Origin of the sequence: Paracidovorax citrulli, assembly GCF_900100305.1 — a bacterium.
GTDB classification, from domain to species: Bacteria; Pseudomonadota; Gammaproteobacteria; order Burkholderiales; family Burkholderiaceae_C; genus Paracidovorax; species Paracidovorax citrulli.
In genome coordinates, this window is record NZ_FNEY01000039.1 from 1 (window position 1) to 15,854 (window position 15,854).

The following is a 15,854-nucleotide window of genomic DNA, read 5'->3' on the forward strand; positions in this document are numbered from 1 at the left end:
CCGAGAGGGACAGCAGCGTGGAATCCGCTCCCTGCGCCGGCTCCTCCAGCACCATGGTGGAGCGCACCGCCAGCGCGGCGGCGTCGATGCCGACCGCCCCGTCCTCCAGGAGCAGCCATGGATCACGGGTGGTAGCCTCGTCGGCGCCTGCGCCAGTCTCCTCCATCAGAACTTGCAGCCCGTGGGCCAGAAAGTCCGCTCCGAAACCAGCATCCGAGACAATCACCTCGTCGGACACCGATGGTGCCGCCGCGTCCGCCGCGGCAATCCGCTCTTCCACGAGGATGTAGCTGGCATCCGAGATCGCGTCGGAGCCAAGGCCGATGGCTTCGATGTCGGCGTAGTAGGACGCCCCACCGAACGCCGGCAACGTGACGCGAAACGCCGGGAGTTCCAACGTTTCGCCTTCTGAGGCCACAAGCAGCGCAGGAAAAGCGATCACGGCTTCGTTGTGCTCATCCTGCGATGCATTGACCGCCATGGGCAGCATCGAGACGTCCACGGATGCGGGCACCTCAACACCGCCTGCGGCATAGACCACCATCGCTGGGAAGCTGACCTCGGTGCCTTCAACGGAAGTTCCCTGGGCAGCAAAGACCGCCATCGGCTCCAGCGACACCAGCGCAGAGGCGTAATCGCCCTGGCTCGCCGAGATGGACATGGGCTGGAACTGCAGCAGCACCGGCTCTGCGTCTGGCGGGCCCAGCCGCACCGTCATCGGCTCGAAGGAAACACGCGCCTCGGCATGCTGCTCCTGGGATGCCCTGACCAGCATGGGAGGCATCGCGACGTATGCGGCGCCGCCACTCTCGATCCGATGCAGGTCCGCGTCGTCGATGCTGTCCGTCCCGCCCAGCAGTGAGGCATCCAGGAACACGCCGTACAGGCTGGGCGCCGAGCTGGCATAGATGAGGGTGCCAGGCAGTGCGAACGGCAGGCCATCCACACGGGTTTCGCCGTTCCCCCTGCAATAGAACACCTTGCCACCGGCCCTCACGATGTAGAAGGTCTCATCGGAGCTGTAGCCGGTCCATGCCGTGCGAGCGATGCCGGATTCGAGCACCCTAACCCGACCTGCGCTGAACGACAGAGCGTGCAGGATCTCGTCGGGATCGGCGGACCTGTCGGTATTGTTGAGGCCAGCGACAACCCCTGCAACACCACCGGGCACACGGAAGCTGAACCAGCCGTCTCCGGAAAGGCCCAGGATGCTGCGCGCCCCCGAAATCCACGTGAGAGATGCCATACCGCTACTTCAGAGTTCGGAAGTTGATGAAGGTGGTTGCCAGAGGATTGAGCTGCCACTGCCCGCGCATGTCGCAAGACAGCCCGTGCACCACGCCCAAGTCCCCCGAGAGCCGCTGAATCGACATGCGCGTCTGCCCCGGCCTGCACACCGCCCCCGGCGGTAGCGTCGTCACCGGGGCGGTGGGCTTCGGCGACGGGGGCGCAGGTATCGGCGACGGCGGGTAAACCGTCGGCGTGGGCGGCTTCGGAGGTTGAGCCGGAGGCGGTGGCGCAGGCGGTGGAGGCGCTGCGCGGATGAGCTTGCTCATTGCAGCGTCGGCAGAGCCACCGCGAAATAGTTAAGGGTCCACGGCTGCCCGGCGGTGAACAGCGTGTTCGACACGTTCATGTCGGCGTTGATGGCCGCAATCGTTCCCTGCAGCCGAGGCACGGTGGTGCTTGCAGAGCCGTCGTCCGAGGCGGGCGAGAGCCGGAAATAGGTTGCGGAGCCGGTGGTAGGAATGGAGTTGGTCTTCCACACCTGCGCGGTGTCCTTCGAGAGGATGCCGCCCGCGGCCGCGCCGAAGTTCAGGCCGCCCGAGCCGCCGTTGTCGGTGAGCGTCGCGAGCAACGTTCCGCTCACGGCTGCATCAGCGTCATCGGGCACAGCGCCGCCGTAGATCTTGAGCACGCTGCCTTGCAGCGCTTCCTTGAAACCAGTGGATTCCAGCATGCCATTGCGCAAACCGGTCGAGAACTTTGCCATGTGAGGCTCCTTATTCAGCGGGAAGAACGAGGTTGAAAAGCGCCACGGCCCGATTGGTGTCCGTGGTGATGGAGTCCATGCCGAGCAGCAGGCTTTCGCCTACTGCACCGTCCATGCGCGGGAAATAGTCGGAGAAGGTGTCGGGATCGCGTTCCGCGCCACCGACGAAGCGCCACCAGCCCGGGATGCCATTGGCAACGCCACGGATGACCCAATTGCCGGCCTTGACCAAAGCGCCAGGGTCATCGCCTCCGGCTACGCCCAAGCCACCAGTGGGAGTGCCTGGCACCGGCGTGACGCCGTCGGCGCTGACGATCGCCAGAAGCACACCGGGCGGGGCCTCGTCGGCCGTGCGGGGCTGAGAGCCGCTGTAGATGCGGATGTGCCCGTACTGCAGCATCGACCCCAACCCGTAGTTGGTGACGATGGCGCGGCGCAGGCCCGAGCTGAGTCGAATGGTCATAGCACTCCGATGGGCAAGATGTTCTGGGCGAGATCCGGAATGCCCGTGATCTGCTCCAGGGGAAGCGAAGAGTGGCGGATGAACTCGTCATCGCCGTACCAGGCGGTGCCATAGTCCGGCCCCACCCGAATGGTGTTGCTCACCTTGCCGGCATAGACGAACTCGTCCCGATGGAACGCTGCCAGGAAATCGACGGAGGCCTGGCTGCCGAGCGACATGGGCACGCCATGCGATACGCTCGTGCCGACTTGGCTGTGGCGCTGGCTGAACGTGGCCCCGTGCATCTGAACGTCTGCGCTATAGGCGCACATCCCGACGAGGCTCGCTTTATGCGTCACGGCCGCCACGGCGGTCTCCCCTGCGGGGTTCACCCGGATGCGGCGGGTGCCGTCAGCGGAGCGGAGAACCGCCATTGGCAGGAAGCTGGTGAAGCCCACGCCTATGTTCGTGTTCGTCCAACCCTGTGAGGCTCGGCCGGCCGCCTCCTCGTCCCCCGTGGGGAAGAGCACGTTTTCCTTGGACTTCACAGTCTGCCCCTGGATGACGATGGACATGCTGCAGGTGCGGGGATTGAGTCCTCCTACGTCGTAGCCGGTGCCCTGCATTTCGTATCGCATCAGGGCGGTCCGCACGGGGCGCAAGATGTCCAAATACAGAAGGTGGCAGAAGTAGCCCGACACCGTGAAGCTCTCATCCGTGTCGGTGTTGGTGACGGGCAGTCGCGTCCCGTCCGGGAACACGAGGGTGCTGCGCAGGCGGGTGCGTTCGTAATAGGTCGCCGGCCCGGTCGTGGTGCCGGCTCCGGGTTCATCCTGGAACAGCTCGGAATCCACCTCCACCGATGCGTACACAATAGACTCGCCCTGATAGTCGGCGAAGAGGCGGTACGAACCGCGGCAGGCCCTGCGCATCCAGGTGCTGCCCCACCCTACCGTCACATCCAGGCTCTGCTGCAGCACCTCGGCAAATGTGCCGCCGTGCCACTCCACGAAGTGCAGCACCTCTCCCCATACCCGCTCCGCATCCGTCGTTGCCGTCGTCACCGGGTCGCCGACGCCTCCATCGGCTGCGTAGGTGCCGAAATGCGACTCGGTGATGATCTGGTCTTCCGAAACCGCCTCGGTGTACGAGATCACCATTCGCGCGCCCGATTCGGAGAACTTCGGGTAGGACACTTGGCCCAGGTTGTCGGGCAGGCGGAAGCGTCCAAGCTCCTGCCGCGTGGCGTAGAAGTCGTGGGCCAGCCCCTGAAAGAGCACGATGAACTGCGGCCCCTCTGCAGCTTTCTGCCGGGCGAGGCCGGCGACCCTGAGCATGCGCCGGCCGCTCGCGGTTTGGAACCGGGCCGCGAGTGGGGTGAACAGCTCGGACAGGTTGTCATGGACCTCGATCGCGCGTCCCTTGAACCGCACGCGCGCCATTCCGCTGCCAAGATGCAGATCGATGGTCGGTATGAAGTAGCCGTGGCCCTGGGTGTAGAAAACCGATTCGATCCCGACTCTCTCATCTTCCGGCCCCTCCTGACCCGGCACGGAAGGCAAAACGAAGTTCTCCATGCCCATGAAGATTTGCGAGGCCTCGGAGCCCACCACGGGCGGGACGAGATCCTGAAATTCACTGTCGAGCGAGTACGGAGGCACCTGGCGTTTCTCAATGCCCACGCCTGCGTTGTTGCGCGTTGCGCTGTCGAGCGTGGGCCACATCTCATCCGCCGCCCAGTCCCGAACCATGTTGGCATAGTGGGCAGGAGAGCCGCGCCACCACTCCACGGCTTCCGCACCGAAGCGGGCGGATTGCACGTCGGTAGCAGTCGTCAGAAAGATGTTCTCGCCAGCAGGCGATGTGGGCGTGAGGATTCCAACCGATCCGCGCAGCCCGGCCCGGGTTGCATATCGGTCTTGCTCAAAGCTCAAATGCCCATCCCTGAAGCTCCGGCTGTCGTGCCCCAGCACCTTGGCTGTCTTGTTCAGGTACAGCACCAGCTCGGACAGCATGCCCTCGTAGCCGCGCAATGGCGGGTGCACCTCACCGCGTCCAGCAGCCGCGCGGATGAGGTTGGTTTCTTCGCGGATCGACTTGTGGACGTCCAGCTCGGCGCGTGCCGCGCTGGTGGGTCGGTGGCAATACCACGTGGCGGTTTCGGCCTCACTGTAATTGCGCTGCCAGCGGGCACGGAACTGCGGCTTCACGCGGCCATCCACGCGCGCGCCGATCACGAACTCGCCGCGCGCCTCCCAGTCCATGTAGAAGAGCGGCGCCGCGCAGTAGTTGCGGTGCGTTGCGCTCACCTTGCCGCCAGCGGCGCGAAGCACGGCATCCGGGTACTGGTTGTCCTTGAACCGGTTGATGATGACCTGCCGCAGAGGGCCCAAGGGCGTGCCCAAACCATCCGACGTGTTCGGCATCCCATAGCCCAACGGCGCGGCGGGTGAGCGCGGGGTGATGACGAAGCCCTCCGGGAACCACACGAGACGCGAGATGGCGCCGATTGGCTCCTCCTGCGGCACCTCCTGCCGGTCCGCGCGCATGGTCACCCGCTCCACGGGGCCCGCAAGCTGTGCCGTGACCACTGAGCCGTCTCCCATCTCACGCCGCATGCCCAGCACAGGCACGCCCGACGCACCTGCGAGCAGCTTCGCCTGGAACATCAGGCGGCGCGCCTCGGCATCGAGCGACTGGGAATCGCCGTTGCCAGAGGTGGCGCGCCCTGGCGCCGTGAACGGAAGCCGGTCGGTCATGTCAGGCGGCCAGGGGCTGCAGCCGGATGCGGTAGCCGATTTCGACCTTGTCGCCGTCGAAATACACACGGTCCTTGGAGAACCGCGCGACCGACACCAGCGTCCCCGACGTGCTGCCCTTGATGGATTCGGACAGGAGAGCCGCGCCGCGCACCGTCAGCGAGGTGGCGGTGGCCACCGTGAAGACCGCCTTGTTTGCGACGGCGTCGATCACGCCATTTGCTGCAGCGCCGGGCACCCACAGTTGGCGCAGGCCCTCGGAGTAGCCTTCCGTGTTGCTGGTGATCTCGGTAGCCGCTGCCGAGAACGTGGCCGCCGTCACCGCGTCGGTCGGCGTGTACGCGCCGGAGAAAAGCGCGATGTAGAACTGCGGGTGGACCGTGCCGCCAGCCAGCGCGGCCGACAGCAAGTAGTTGAACCCCTGGGTGGGAATGCGGTTGCGCTCGACCTCGGCCGGCCCGCCGTTCACGGCAATGGTGTACTCGCCGCAGGCCTTGATGCCCAGGTCGTGGGCTAGCAACAGCCCGTCTTCCGTCTCATCGAAGCGCTGGCGGTCCAGCGCGCGTGCGATTGCGTGTGTTTTCAACATGGGTATCCCTCGTTGGTTGAGTCAAGAGCCACGCCGACGATCGGCGAAGGCGAGGAAGCCGTGAGCGTGACAACCTGACGGATGCCGCCGCGCAGCAGCAGAACGGACCGCCCGGCGATGTCGGGCGAGAGCCTGATGCGGCCAGGCTGCAGCGGTCGGGCGACCCCGCCCGGGGCCCCGGCGAAGTACCCTTCCTCACTCAGCCATACGGCTTGAGCGCCCTGCCCATCGCCGGCAAGCTGATCGGCTGGTACGAGAAGAGAGGAACAATGGACGGCCTTGGCCGACGAGGCGAGCGACTGCGTCCAGGCGGAAGGATCCGAACCGCCCAGCCACCACACCCCGCGGCTGTCTCCGACGTAGGCGCCGCCTTCCACCAGCTCAACAAAGCGGATGCGGCCAACGAAGCGGACGAAGCCCCGGCGCGGAGCGATGAGGTGCGGGCGAAGCGGTTCCGAGAACCATAGGGTGTCTCCGGAGGCCACGTAGATCCGCCCCGCGTAGGCCCGAACCAAGTGCCCGCTCGGGAAGGGCGCCAAGTCCAGGGTTTCGCAAAGGGCGCCGCCCGGATAGACGGTGAGCGCATAGTCAGCGGACAGGGCCTCGAACTCCTCGGCCAGGTAGAGCACGTCACCATCTGGAGGCGTCACATACGCCCTGTAGCGATACCCTGGGGCCACCGTCAGGCCGGTGAGCCTGAGCCCTGCCGAGGTATCGGCCTGGCCGACGATGCACGCCGCGGATTCCTCGCCATTGCCGTCAACCAGCGAGATGGCCACCGTGTAGCGGCCCGGCGTCAACGTTCCGGAATCCCGCGCCTGTACTTCCGGAAGCGCGTCGGGCAGTTGGACGCCGGCGGGCGTCGCCAAGTCTCGACCGGGATCCATGGCCAGCAGCCCTTTGGCGCACACGACATAGAGGCGCCCGTTGTACTCAGTGAAGGCCACGGGCCCCAGGCCGATCTGCGCGACCATGAGGCTGGCGTACGTACGGGTGTCCACCTGCAGGAGCGCGTCCCCGCGAACCACCAGAAGTTTCCCGCCGAAGGCATGTGCGTGGGTGAAGCCCGTGCCCACGGCCACCGGCGTGTAACCGTCGCGCCGTCGGAACTGTCCGCTGCGATCGATGTCCACGTTGATTGCTTCGCGGACGGTTCCCGCCGGCATCTCCACCTCGTCGGAGAGCAGGTCCATACCCAGCACCGGCAGTGGTATGCGCGCCATCAGGCCACCTCCCTCGCATTCCGCAGGTCGCGCCACCAAGCCGGACTCACGCCCTCCGAATGCCATGCGATCGCCCCATATGCGCCGCTTGAAGCCGTCACGGTGAGGAACAACTCGTTTCCAAGCGGAATGCCGCCGGCGGTTCCCCTGACCACCGTCACGCCCGGAGAAAACACGTTCGCCCGCACAGATCCTTCGGCGTTTGCTCCGGTGCCGGTCTGCGTGGAGTGCTCGATCTCCCCGCCATCGGCCGGCGTGAAGGTGATGGCGTACTGAACCAGCGTGCCGCCGGCTCCTCCCTCGACGCCGAAATACACGTAGTCGTCGCCGAAGAAGCTTTCGTTCTGCCCCGCGTTCGTCGCCAGGAACGGCGCCTGTGCGGGATGCCCTTGGGGCCCTACGGAGCCCCAGCCCATCTTCGTCGGCGGAACCGGTTGCGGCCCGCTCGCCCCCTCGGCGTACCAAGACCCGGAGCCATAGGCACCGTCAACGCCCGTGATCACATAGAAGAGCTTGTTGCCGGAGACCTGGGGCGCGATGACTTCGATTTCCACGACGCCGGCATTCAGCGGCCCACCGCCGAAGTCTGGCACATAGAAGCTCATCGGATCCGAGGATCCGGAGATGGTCGAAACAACAGGCTCGCTGCCGTCTTCCGGCGTGAACGTCAGCCGTACGGTGTATCCCTCCGGGTCGCCGTCGGCGACGACGAAGCCGAAGTACCCGACCACGTATCGACCCATGGAGCCGCTGCCAAAGTTGTCGGTGCTCGCCGGCGGCTCCATGCGGTTTGCGCCACCCAGCCAGCCCAGAAGAGGAGCGCTCATGCCCGGCCCTCCCTGTGCTCGATCTCTATCCAACGGCGTGCCATCACCTGGGCGGTGAGCATGCGCGGGTCGCGGCTCCAGCCATTCGCGCGCCTGTTCCAGATGTAGCCGACCCTGGGCACGTAGGCCGCGCCGGCCGCGCCCATGGCCCAGTACAGCATGTGCTCCGTCCAGTAGGTTCCCCGCGGCAGCCTGGCTGCAGCAGCCTTCGCGCTGATGGTGCGCATCAGCACCAGGTGGTGCAACCCCATGGGACCGCAACGGTGCCGATCACGGTCGTAGTCGTACCAGGAGCGCCGCACATCGGCGCGCCCGGGCTCGCGCAGAATCTCATCCGTGTACGCCAGGGGAACCGCCATCGCGTCCGCCCGAGTTGCGCACACCTGCAGCACGTCCAGATAGTCCGCGGGCAGTTCGTCATCGTCATCCAGGAAGAAGCACCAGGGGGTACGGACTGCGCCGAGCGCATCGAGCCTCGCAGCATGCAGATCCGCCGGGTTCCTGAGCGTCTGCACGCGACCAAGCACCTCCAGCCCCGGCAACTCAATGCACACCGGGGAAGCGGAGAGGACGATGGCGGTGATGAGGGAAGACATGTCAGCAGAGCACCGCATTCATGTGCGGGGGTTCTTGTCGCGTTGTGCGACGCAGATCGGAGTCCCACAGCGGGCCGAAATAGGCCGTGAAAGCACGCTCATCAGGTCGATGTGCATGGTTGCGGTATCGGTCATGGCAGGACCCCCCGGTTGAAGTGCTGCACGTCGGCGCGCGTGTCGCGGCGCAGGTCCGCGTCGGGCATCGGGCCGAAGTAGGCCGTGAAGGCGCGTTCGGCCAGCACGGCACGGTCAGGGTCGAAGCTCTCGCTGTCGGGCAAGCTGAACGCCCGGTGCAGGGCCCATTGGATCAGGTGCTCGTGGTGCGCCTCGTGGATCTCGGGCTTGGCGGTGTCGTTGTCCACGTCGAATGGCTTCAGCGGGAGGCGGTAGCACTCCAGCTCCAGCACCTCGCCGTTCTCCACCCGGCCCACCACGCGCAAAGTGGTGTCGTCCTGGATGACCCAGTCGCTCGCGTCGTCACGGTCGCGCCAGCCCGGCACCTCCGCATCCAGCCATTCCCGCGTCACGATGCTCATTGGCCGCGGCTTGCTGTCGCTCGCGCGCAGGACCTGCAGATGGATGATCTCGAAGACGGACGCGTGCAGGGGGTAAGTGTGCCTGCCTGCGGCCAGCTCAATGCGGGTCACCTCGGGCCGCGCGTCCTCCCGGATGAGCCGACGACGGATGCAGGCCTGAGCCTGCGCATCGTTGAGCCAGTCGACCACATCCTCGCTCTCGAACAGGTAGGGCTCCACCTTGTCCTTGGCGAGGGTGCGGAAACGGCGAATCAGGTCTTCCAGCTTCATGGCATCCCGTACTGGTCCACGAAGCCCTTCACCATGTCGCGCAGCTTGGCCTCGCCGGTGTTCGGGTGCAGCTTCTGGCCGAACTTGTCGGCCGCGAACGCGAGGAGCGCCTGCTTGTCCATGGATTCGATGGAGTCCAGCAGTGCGAAACGGGCATCGTCCTGCTCGCGCTGCTCGTCTTCCTTCTTTTTGGCCTCGGCCAGCTGCTGCTGGGTGTCGTCTGCCTGCTTGGCCAGGGCGCCCTGCTGGGTCGCGTCCTCGGCGGCCCCGGCATCCGCGCCCTTGAACACGTCGGTGTGCTGGAGGAAGCGGGCGGCCAGCGGAGCGGGCACGAGGCGCGTTTGCCCGCGCGCGAACGTGAGCCCGGAACGGTAGAGGCGGTCTTTGAATGGCTCGTCGTTGCCGATGTAGGTCACGGCAACGTCCTGGGTCTGGCTCATGTCAGGCTCCTGGGTGGTATGGGGAAAAGCCGGGACGCAGGGCCCCGGCCTTCGGTCTGCGCGGGCCAGTTACTTCGGACCGATCCGCTCGCCCGTCACGATGAAATCGGCGCGGCCGGCTTCCGCCACGGCGGCGCCCGTGATCGTGAGCACCAGGTAGGCCTCCTTGGCGAGCTTCACCGGGGCCTTGGCGCTGCCCGTGCGCAGGCGGGCCGCGGCACTGAGCGCCAAGTCGGCGCCGAAGTAGGCCGCGTCCTGGGGCACCACGGCATCGTCCACGCCATCGATGTAGAGGAAGCCGACGGAGCCGGTCACGCCCGCGCCGAGGTGGTCGGAAACGATGATCTGCAGGTCGTGCAGATCGAAGCCCTGGGGCAGGGTCTGCAGCGCCACGACATCGTTCACGGCCAGGGGCGCGGTGGAGTTGGCGTTGAGGACGGAGCCGTTCGCGAGGGTCTGCAGCGTGGCGCGCAGCACCGTGACGTTGCCGTACGGCGTGAAGCCACCGAACTGGTGGTCGCCGATGAATTTCTTGAGGATGGTTGCCATCTTGGCCTCCAAGGTGATGGGAATGGAGCCGGGGCCGGGCACCTCGCGGCGCCGGCCCCGCGGGTCATCAGAAGCGCGGCTTCGTGATCTTCACGGCGGTGTCGAGGACGGTCACGCCGTGGTCGGTGTATTCCTTGTGGTCGCCGTGATCCACCGCGAAGCGGATCTTGGACATCCCCAGGATGGCGCCGATCAGGATTTCCATCTTGTCGCCGTGATCGCCCTTCTCCTCGCTCCAGAAGAACGGGATGCCCGAGTGCTCCGATGCACCGAAGGCCTGGGCCAGCGCTTGGCCCCCCAGCAGCAGCGCACGCTCCACGGCGAATCCGGTACCGAACGCGGCAGGCACCACGCACGACGATTCCTGCTCGCTCGCATAGTCGGCGCAGTACTTGACCGTGTCGCCCGCGTAGAAGCGGATCGGCTTCGGGTTCTTCAGGATCAGGATGCCGTTCCACAGCCCGGCATCGCCGAGGAACAGCGGGTGGTCCTTGGCGAGACGGGCACGTGCGTGGGCGTTGGCCTGGAACGCGCGGAACGCGGGGTCCGTGGCGAACTGGCTGTACTGGCCCGGGCCGGCCAGCAGCACGCGGATGGGGCTGTCCGTCGCGGCCTGGTCGTTGTCGAACTCCACCGGGGGCGGCGGCAGCGCGATGGAGTCGCCCCACTGCCGCAGGGAGTCCACCACGTCCATGGAGAGGCCGTCCGTCGTGGCGATCACCATCTCGCCAGAATTCGCCCGCAGCTCGCCCACCGAACCGCTCCCCGCCACCAGGTGGCGGTTGCGCGTGGGAGCCTTCACCCGGTTCACCATGATGTCGGCGAACTTCGGATGCGTGTCCACGGGCACGGTCCATTCGATCTTGTGATCGTGGTAGCCCCGGGCGCCGGCCAGGTGCACCAGGATCGACTGGTCGATGTAGGCGTCCATCAGGCGCTGAGCTTTCGGGCGGCCGAAGCGACGCATGTCGAACGGGCTGCGGATCTGCGTCATGGTGTTGCCCATGTCGATCGGGAACCGCGCCTGGTTCACCCGCAGCTTGTCCTCGGAATAGGACATGCCGGTGCCGCGGCCCTCGGCATGCTCGCTGCCCATGATCGGGTACGCGCCGATGGGGTTGTCCAGGTGGAAGGTCACCTCGTCGCCCTTGTTCTTCGTGAGGTTGTCCGCACGAACGATAGGCATGGAGGTCTTCGACTGGTTGCCCTTGGTCGCCGCGATGGCCGCGTCGATCTTGGGCATGGAGCCAGTCAGGTGGCGCATCTGGGTGTTGCGCTGGGTGCAGGTGTGGAAAACGCCCACAGCCTGCTGGATCATCGCGCCCGGAGCGCCGGCCGGGGTGTTGGTCTTGGTGTTCACATGAACCTCCTTAGATCTGCTTGTTCAGCCAGGCCTCGATCTGCGCGGGCGACATGTTGGCCGTCGCCTGCAGCATCTCGAGGCCGCTCATGTCCGCCGTGGCATCCAAGGCCGACGCTCCCGCCGCGTGCCCGCCAGGGATGCTGGAAAGGCTGGACGGGGGATCGGCCTTGGCTTTCGCCAGGGCGGCTTGCGCTGCGGCCTTGGGGTCGGCCGCAGCTGGTTGAGACGAGGGTTTCGCGGTCGCCGCCTTGTATGCGTCGAACACCTCCACGATCTGGGCCGCGCTGCCGCCCGTTTTCGCGTCGAACAGTCCCCGGTACGCGTCGCGGACCACGCTGGGGTGCGAGTCCACCCACGCCTGGAACTCCGAGCTCTGCACGATGGAGTCCGCGTTGGGGTGCGCCTTGTAGATGGCGTCGAAGTGCGAGCTGGCCGCGTCCTGCTGGTGCTTGGCCTGCAGCGGCTCCACGGCTTTGGCCACATGCGCCTGCACCTGGGTCGCTACCTGCTGGGCCACCAGCTTTTCGATGCCGGCTTTCAGCGCCTCCTCGGAGAAGTCGCCGAACAGGTCCGCGTCCGCACCCGCTTCGATGGCCGCCGCTGCGGTGGCTGCCATGTTGTCGGTCTTGGTCGGGGCCTGTCCGGCGTCTGCCCGGGCCTGCGCCTGCGCCTGCAGATCGGCCAGTTGTTGCTGAGCGGCTTCTGCGGCGGCCTGCCATTGCTGAGCGCCCTTGCGGGCCTCCTCCAGCTTCGCGTAGGGGATGGTGTGTTTGCCATCCTTCGCCAGCACCACGGCCTTCGACGGGTCGATCTGCGACTCATCCACCTCCGTTGCGCTGACATCCACGGTCTTGCCGTCGTCGGCCTTGCCCTGGGCGGGCTGCTCCTGTTCGTTGTCGGTGTCGGCCTTGGCCGCGCCTTTGTCGTCCGTCGCAGTGGTGGTCGTGGGCGCGCCACCTGCATCCGGCACCGTTGCGGTGCTGGTATCGCCCGTGCCTTCCAAGGCCAGTGCCTGAAGGGCCTGCTCCGGCGTCAATGCGCTGTCGATGCCGCTGTAGAAACTCTCGTGTGATGTCGTCATGCCTGTCCCGCCACATGTCGCCGTGGCCGCAAGGGGCCAGCAATCCGGAGCGGCCATGGAGGCCGCGCCATCTGCTCGTGGATCCGGTGCGCTCGCACGCTCCGGGCATCGCTTCCCGCTCGCGCGTTCTGCTTGGGGATCAGTGTCGAAAGAGGCCGCGTTTTCGCTATGCCCTATACCGGGCGGGCTACGATGACGGCAGGAGGAGCATTGGTTATGCGTTATGCGCTCGTGAACGGAGAGAGAGCCGAGCCGCAGCCGAAACTACGCGGCGCCTGCCGCGCCTGCAGCGAGGAGGTCACGGCGAAGTGCGGGAAGCACGTTGTCTGGCACTGGTCGCATTTGGCGACCACCCACTGTGACCCATGGTGGGAGCCGGAAACACAGTGGCACCGCGACTGGAAGGACTGTTTCCCCAGGGACTGGCAGGAGGTGCCAGCCCGCGAACCGGGTACCGAAGAACTTCACATTGCGGACGTCAAAACACCGCATGGCCTTGTGGTCGAGTTTCAGCATTCCACGATCCACCCAGACGAGGTGCGAGCCAGGGAGCGCTTCTACGGCAACATGATCTGGGTTGTTGACGGGTGCCGGTTGCCGAGCGACGTGGTTGTCTTTCCCAGTTGCGTCAAGGACAGTGCTGAAGATGTGCACGATTTTCACTGGATCGGCAGAAGCAAACTATTCCAGCGCTGGCATACCGAAAAGCCCGTGTTCATGGACTTCGGAAGGAATGGGCTTTGGCAGGTGCACCGTTTCAATCTCTCGACCCGCAAAGGCAAGCTGATATGGACTCCGCGCTCAGAGTTTGTGGAGGCCGTAGCAGGCAACACCTTCGACTTTTCATTTGAAGGTGGGCCTGCTGCCAAGTAGCGCTGCCCGCGCTACCCGATGTTGTCGGCGGTGGTCGGCGTCTCGATGCCGCGCTCCCCTCTGCTCGCTTGCTGCGGTACGGGCGGGAATGCTGGGCTCGTGTTCTCCCGCACACCCGTGGCGTCTTCCATAGCAGCCGGCCCCTGGCCCTGGATGTACGGGCTCTTGATGTTCATCGCCGCGGTCTGCGCGGGCACGGGGAAGTTCGGATCGTCTCCGCCCGGGTTGGGTGCTTGGTAGCCCGCGCCCTGCATGATCTTGTCCGCGATCGGCGCGATCATGGGCATCTGCGCGACTTGCGCCCCGCCCTGCATGGCCGAGAAAGCCGCCTGCACGCCTGTCTGCACCGCCTGGGCCATGATCTGTTTGATCTGGGCCTCCGTCAGCCGCTCCTTCATGTCCAGCTCGCGTGCCTTGAGGTCGTTGCCGGCCTGCTTGAGAGCGTCGGCGACCGCCTGCTTGATGCGCTGCTCGACCTGCTCCGGCGTCTCCTGTGCGCCAGCCGCGCGCAATGACTCCACCAGTTCGCGCTTGAACGGCACGTCCATGAGGCTGGCCATGAAAGGCATGGCAGCGGCCTGGTACTGCGCCGGGAGCGACTTGATCGTCTCGGACATGGCTTGCAGCTGCTGGCCCCGGAAGCTGGCCGTGCTCGGGACATCCTCCAGCGAGACCTTGAGGCGGGTCCGCTGCAGATCGTTGGACAGGTAGGGTAGCCCCGTCTCCGGGTCCGTCTCGGGCTTGTTGATTGTGATGACCCGCTTCGCCCGCACCGCGTCGCCTTCGATCACGATGGTCTGCTCCTCGGTGCCCATATCCTGGACCAGCATGGACAGCAGCAGTTCGCCCACCTGGGTGCGACCGCGCTTGAAGTTGCCCATCATGTGTGCGAGGGACTGGTTGGCCTGCTCCACCTGGGTGGCCTCCTGCACGCCGCTGGTGGCCGTGCCGCGGCGGCCCGAGAACGCGCCGGCCGCGGCTGGGTTCACGCGCTCGATAGCCTGCCGCGCATTGTTCAGCATGTCCAGCTGTTGGGCGTTCATCTGGTAGTCGCGCTCCACCTCGAACCTTGCGCCCGGCTGCGCCATGGCGGCTGGGTCCAGCACCACGTCGGCGTCGAGGCGGCCGATGGTTCGCCGGAACTGGTCATCCGTCATCGCCACCGCACCCTTGGTGCGCACGGTGCGGAACGCCGACATGCCCCAGCGAAGCCGCGAGTTACCCGAGTTCAGCGTGTCCTGCTGGTAGAGCATGTTGCGGATGTACCCGAAGGGCACGTTCGTCTGGTCCTCCCGGAAGCCCCAGAAGGGGACGTAGGGGAAGAAGCGATGCGCATAGGGCGTGGGCCCATCGAACAGCACGTGCGGGCCGAGCCAGTATGAGCGGCGCACCTTTGCCACGGTCGCGCGGCGGAACTGCACCAGGTTGTTCGCGATGGCATGCTCGTGCGCGGGGTTGGCGCGATCGAACTCCACCACTCGGCCGTCCGGGCTCTTGAGCACGATCACGTCGGACCAGCGCCGGTACCACAGCTCCGATGCGCAGATCTCCTTGTTGAACGGGTTGTACCAGCGGTCTTCTGCGATGGTCCATTCGCGCGCCACGTCGGCCGCGCGGCTCAGGCCGGTGCTCTGCCCACCCTCGTCGTACCCATCGTATTCGTTCCACCACGCCGTGCCCGACTTGCCGAACCGGCGGATCAGCTCCTTGTGCTCGGGGAACACCCGCACCAGCCGCGACGGGTGCATCCAGCGCTGCCGGCGAAGCCAGCGCGCGCGCAGCAGCTGGTCGTCGCTCGGGTCGCTCATGTCCCAGTGGATCTCATTGCGGTTGATGGGCAGGCACTGGAAGGGGTAGCCGAACGGGTCGTCCGATTTGCTGACCTCTACCCAGCCCACGCCCACGCCGATCTGCGGATAGAAGGCCCGCGAGCATGCGTCATCGGCCCGCGCGTTCCGCTCCGCCTCGTTCAGCTTGAAGTTGATCGCGTCCGCCACATCCTGCCCGCCAGGCTGCCCGTTGGGCGTCACGCGCCAGTCCGTGCGCGTGGCCTCCTCGTAGCCCCGGATGCCCTCGAGCGCGGCGCCGATCAGGTTTTCCATCGACGGCGGGATGCCCAGGGCTTGCTGGGCCTGCAGCAGCTCGGTCTTGAGCTGATTGCCGTCCGCGTAGTCCATCTCCTTGTCGGCCTGCCGACGCCAAGCCTTGGGCTGGTTGTCGATCTCCTCGAGGATCTGGGTGTACTCGCTCAACGACAGCGGCACATCGCCATCGGGGGTGTCCACGGGGTCGATTTCGTTGGTGGTCATGGTG

At 66.1% G+C, this 15,854-nt stretch carries 15 protein-coding genes; 1 reads left to right on the plus strand and 14 read right to left on the minus strand.

Features of this window, described 5'->3' with window-relative positions:
* The 13 genes from BLR99_RS19765 to BLR99_RS19825 form a co-directional block, all read right to left on the minus strand.
* A partial coding sequence (locus BLR99_RS19765; protein WP_211481587.1) for a hypothetical protein occupies positions 1–1,246 on the minus strand: 1,246 nt, incomplete at its 3' end.
* A gap of 306 nt (positions 1,247–1,552) precedes the next feature.
* Positions 1,553–1,993 (minus strand): hypothetical protein, encoded by a 441-nt coding sequence (locus BLR99_RS19770; protein ID WP_011794848.1) that lies wholly within the window; start codon positions 1,991–1,993, stop codon positions 1,553–1,555.
* 10 nt (positions 1,994–2,003) lie between these two features.
* Positions 2,004–2,456, minus strand: a complete 453-nt coding sequence (locus BLR99_RS19775; protein WP_011794847.1) for a hypothetical protein — start codon at positions 2,454–2,456, stop codon at positions 2,004–2,006.
* Positions 2,453–5,194 carry a CAP domain-containing protein gene (locus tag BLR99_RS19780; protein ID WP_011794846.1) on the minus strand — a complete coding sequence of 914 codons (2,742 nt, stop codon included), beginning with the start codon at positions 5,192–5,194 and terminating at the stop codon, positions 2,453–2,455. The genes BLR99_RS19775 and BLR99_RS19780 overlap by 4 nt, the downstream gene beginning before the upstream one ends.
* Before the next feature lies 1 nt (position 5,195).
* The gene (locus tag BLR99_RS19785) at positions 5,196–5,783 is read right to left on the minus strand and encodes a hypothetical protein (RefSeq protein WP_011794845.1); all 588 of its coding nucleotides are present in this window, start codon (positions 5,781–5,783) and stop codon (positions 5,196–5,198) included.
* Entirely contained in the window at positions 5,777–6,976 is a 1,200-nt protein-coding gene (locus BLR99_RS19790; RefSeq protein WP_133246166.1) for a hypothetical protein, read from the minus strand. Before BLR99_RS19790 ends, BLR99_RS19785 begins: the two co-directional genes overlap by 7 nt.
* Before the next feature lie 29 nt (positions 6,977–7,005).
* Positions 7,006–7,833 carry a hypothetical protein gene (locus BLR99_RS19795; RefSeq protein WP_138919952.1) on the minus strand — a complete coding sequence of 276 codons (828 nt, stop codon included), beginning with the start codon at positions 7,831–7,833 and terminating at the stop codon, positions 7,006–7,008.
* Positions 7,830–8,429 carry a glycosyltransferase family A protein gene (locus BLR99_RS19800; RefSeq protein ID WP_011794842.1) on the minus strand — a complete coding sequence of 200 codons (600 nt, stop codon included), beginning with the start codon at positions 8,427–8,429 and terminating at the stop codon, positions 7,830–7,832. Before BLR99_RS19800 ends, BLR99_RS19795 begins: the two co-directional genes overlap by 4 nt.
* A 131-nt stretch (positions 8,430–8,560) precedes the next feature.
* On the minus strand, positions 8,561–9,235 hold the full coding sequence (locus BLR99_RS19805) for a phage adaptor protein (protein WP_011794841.1): 675 nt from the start codon (positions 9,233–9,235) through the stop codon (positions 8,561–8,563).
* Positions 9,232–9,675, minus strand: coding sequence for a hypothetical protein (locus tag BLR99_RS19810; RefSeq protein WP_011794840.1), 444 nt, complete (start codon positions 9,673–9,675; stop codon positions 9,232–9,234). Before BLR99_RS19810 ends, BLR99_RS19805 begins: the two co-directional genes overlap by 4 nt.
* A gap of 69 nt (positions 9,676–9,744) precedes the next feature.
* A complete protein-coding gene (locus tag BLR99_RS19815) occupies positions 9,745–10,224 on the minus strand; it encodes a hypothetical protein (protein ID WP_011794839.1) in 480 nt (159 codons plus the stop codon).
* 67 nt (positions 10,225–10,291) lie between these two features.
* On the minus strand, positions 10,292–11,584 hold the full coding sequence (locus BLR99_RS19820) for a phage capsid family protein (RefSeq protein ID WP_074687445.1): 1,293 nt from the start codon (positions 11,582–11,584) through the stop codon (positions 10,292–10,294).
* A 10-nt stretch (positions 11,585–11,594) separates the two neighbouring features.
* A complete protein-coding gene (locus tag BLR99_RS19825) occupies positions 11,595–12,668 on the minus strand; it encodes a hypothetical protein (protein ID WP_011794837.1) in 1,074 nt (357 codons plus the stop codon).
* A gap of 216 nt (positions 12,669–12,884) precedes the next feature.
* Here BLR99_RS19825 and BLR99_RS19830 point away from each other — a divergent pair, with 216 nt between their 5' ends.
* The gene (locus BLR99_RS19830) at positions 12,885–13,541 is read left to right on the plus strand and encodes a competence protein CoiA (protein ID WP_011794836.1); all 657 of its coding nucleotides are present in this window, start codon (positions 12,885–12,887) and stop codon (positions 13,539–13,541) included.
* An 11-nt stretch (positions 13,542–13,552) separates the two neighbouring features.
* On the opposite strand, the gene BLR99_RS19835 is transcribed toward BLR99_RS19830, so the two are convergent.
* Positions 13,553–15,850 (minus strand): portal protein, encoded by a 2,298-nt coding sequence (locus tag BLR99_RS19835; protein ID WP_011794835.1) that lies wholly within the window; start codon positions 15,848–15,850, stop codon positions 13,553–13,555.
* Positions 15,851–15,854: the final 4 nt, after the last annotated feature.

Coding starts and splice junctions, on each gene's coding strand:
- BLR99_RS19770 (WP_011794848.1), bottom strand. CDS start 1,993: ATGGCAAAGTTCTCGACCGGTTTGCGCAATGGCATGCTGGAATCCACT.
- BLR99_RS19775 (WP_011794847.1), bottom strand. CDS start 2,456: ATGACCATTCGACTCAGCTCGGGCCTGCGCCGCGCCATCGTCACCAAC.
- BLR99_RS19780 (WP_011794846.1), bottom strand. CDS start 5,194: ATGACCGACCGGCTTCCGTTCACGGCGCCAGGGCGCGCCACCTCTGGC.
- BLR99_RS19785 (WP_011794845.1), bottom strand. CDS start 5,783: ATGTTGAAAACACACGCAATCGCACGCGCGCTGGACCGCCAGCGCTTC.
- BLR99_RS19790 (WP_133246166.1), bottom strand. CDS start 6,976: ATGGACCTGCTCTCCGACGAGGTGGAGATGCCGGCGGGAACCGTCCGC.
- BLR99_RS19795 (WP_138919952.1), bottom strand. CDS start 7,833: ATGAGCGCTCCTCTTCTGGGCTGGCTGGGTGGCGCAAACCGCATGGAG.
- BLR99_RS19800 (WP_011794842.1), bottom strand. CDS start 8,429: ATGTCTTCCCTCATCACCGCCATCGTCCTCTCCGCTTCCCCGGTGTGC.
- BLR99_RS19805 (WP_011794841.1), bottom strand. CDS start 9,235: ATGAAGCTGGAAGACCTGATTCGCCGTTTCCGCACCCTCGCCAAGGAC.
- BLR99_RS19810 (WP_011794840.1), bottom strand. CDS start 9,675: ATGAGCCAGACCCAGGACGTTGCCGTGACCTACATCGGCAACGACGAG.
- BLR99_RS19815 (WP_011794839.1), bottom strand. CDS start 10,224: ATGGCAACCATCCTCAAGAAATTCATCGGCGACCACCAGTTCGGTGGC.
- BLR99_RS19825 (WP_011794837.1), bottom strand. CDS start 12,668: ATGACGACATCACACGAGAGTTTCTACAGCGGCATCGACAGCGCATTG.
- BLR99_RS19830 (WP_011794836.1), top strand. CDS start 12,885: ATGCGTTATGCGCTCGTGAACGGAGAGAGAGCCGAGCCGCAGCCGAAA.
- BLR99_RS19835 (WP_011794835.1), bottom strand. CDS start 15,850: ATGACCACCAACGAAATCGACCCCGTGGACACCCCCGATGGCGATGTG.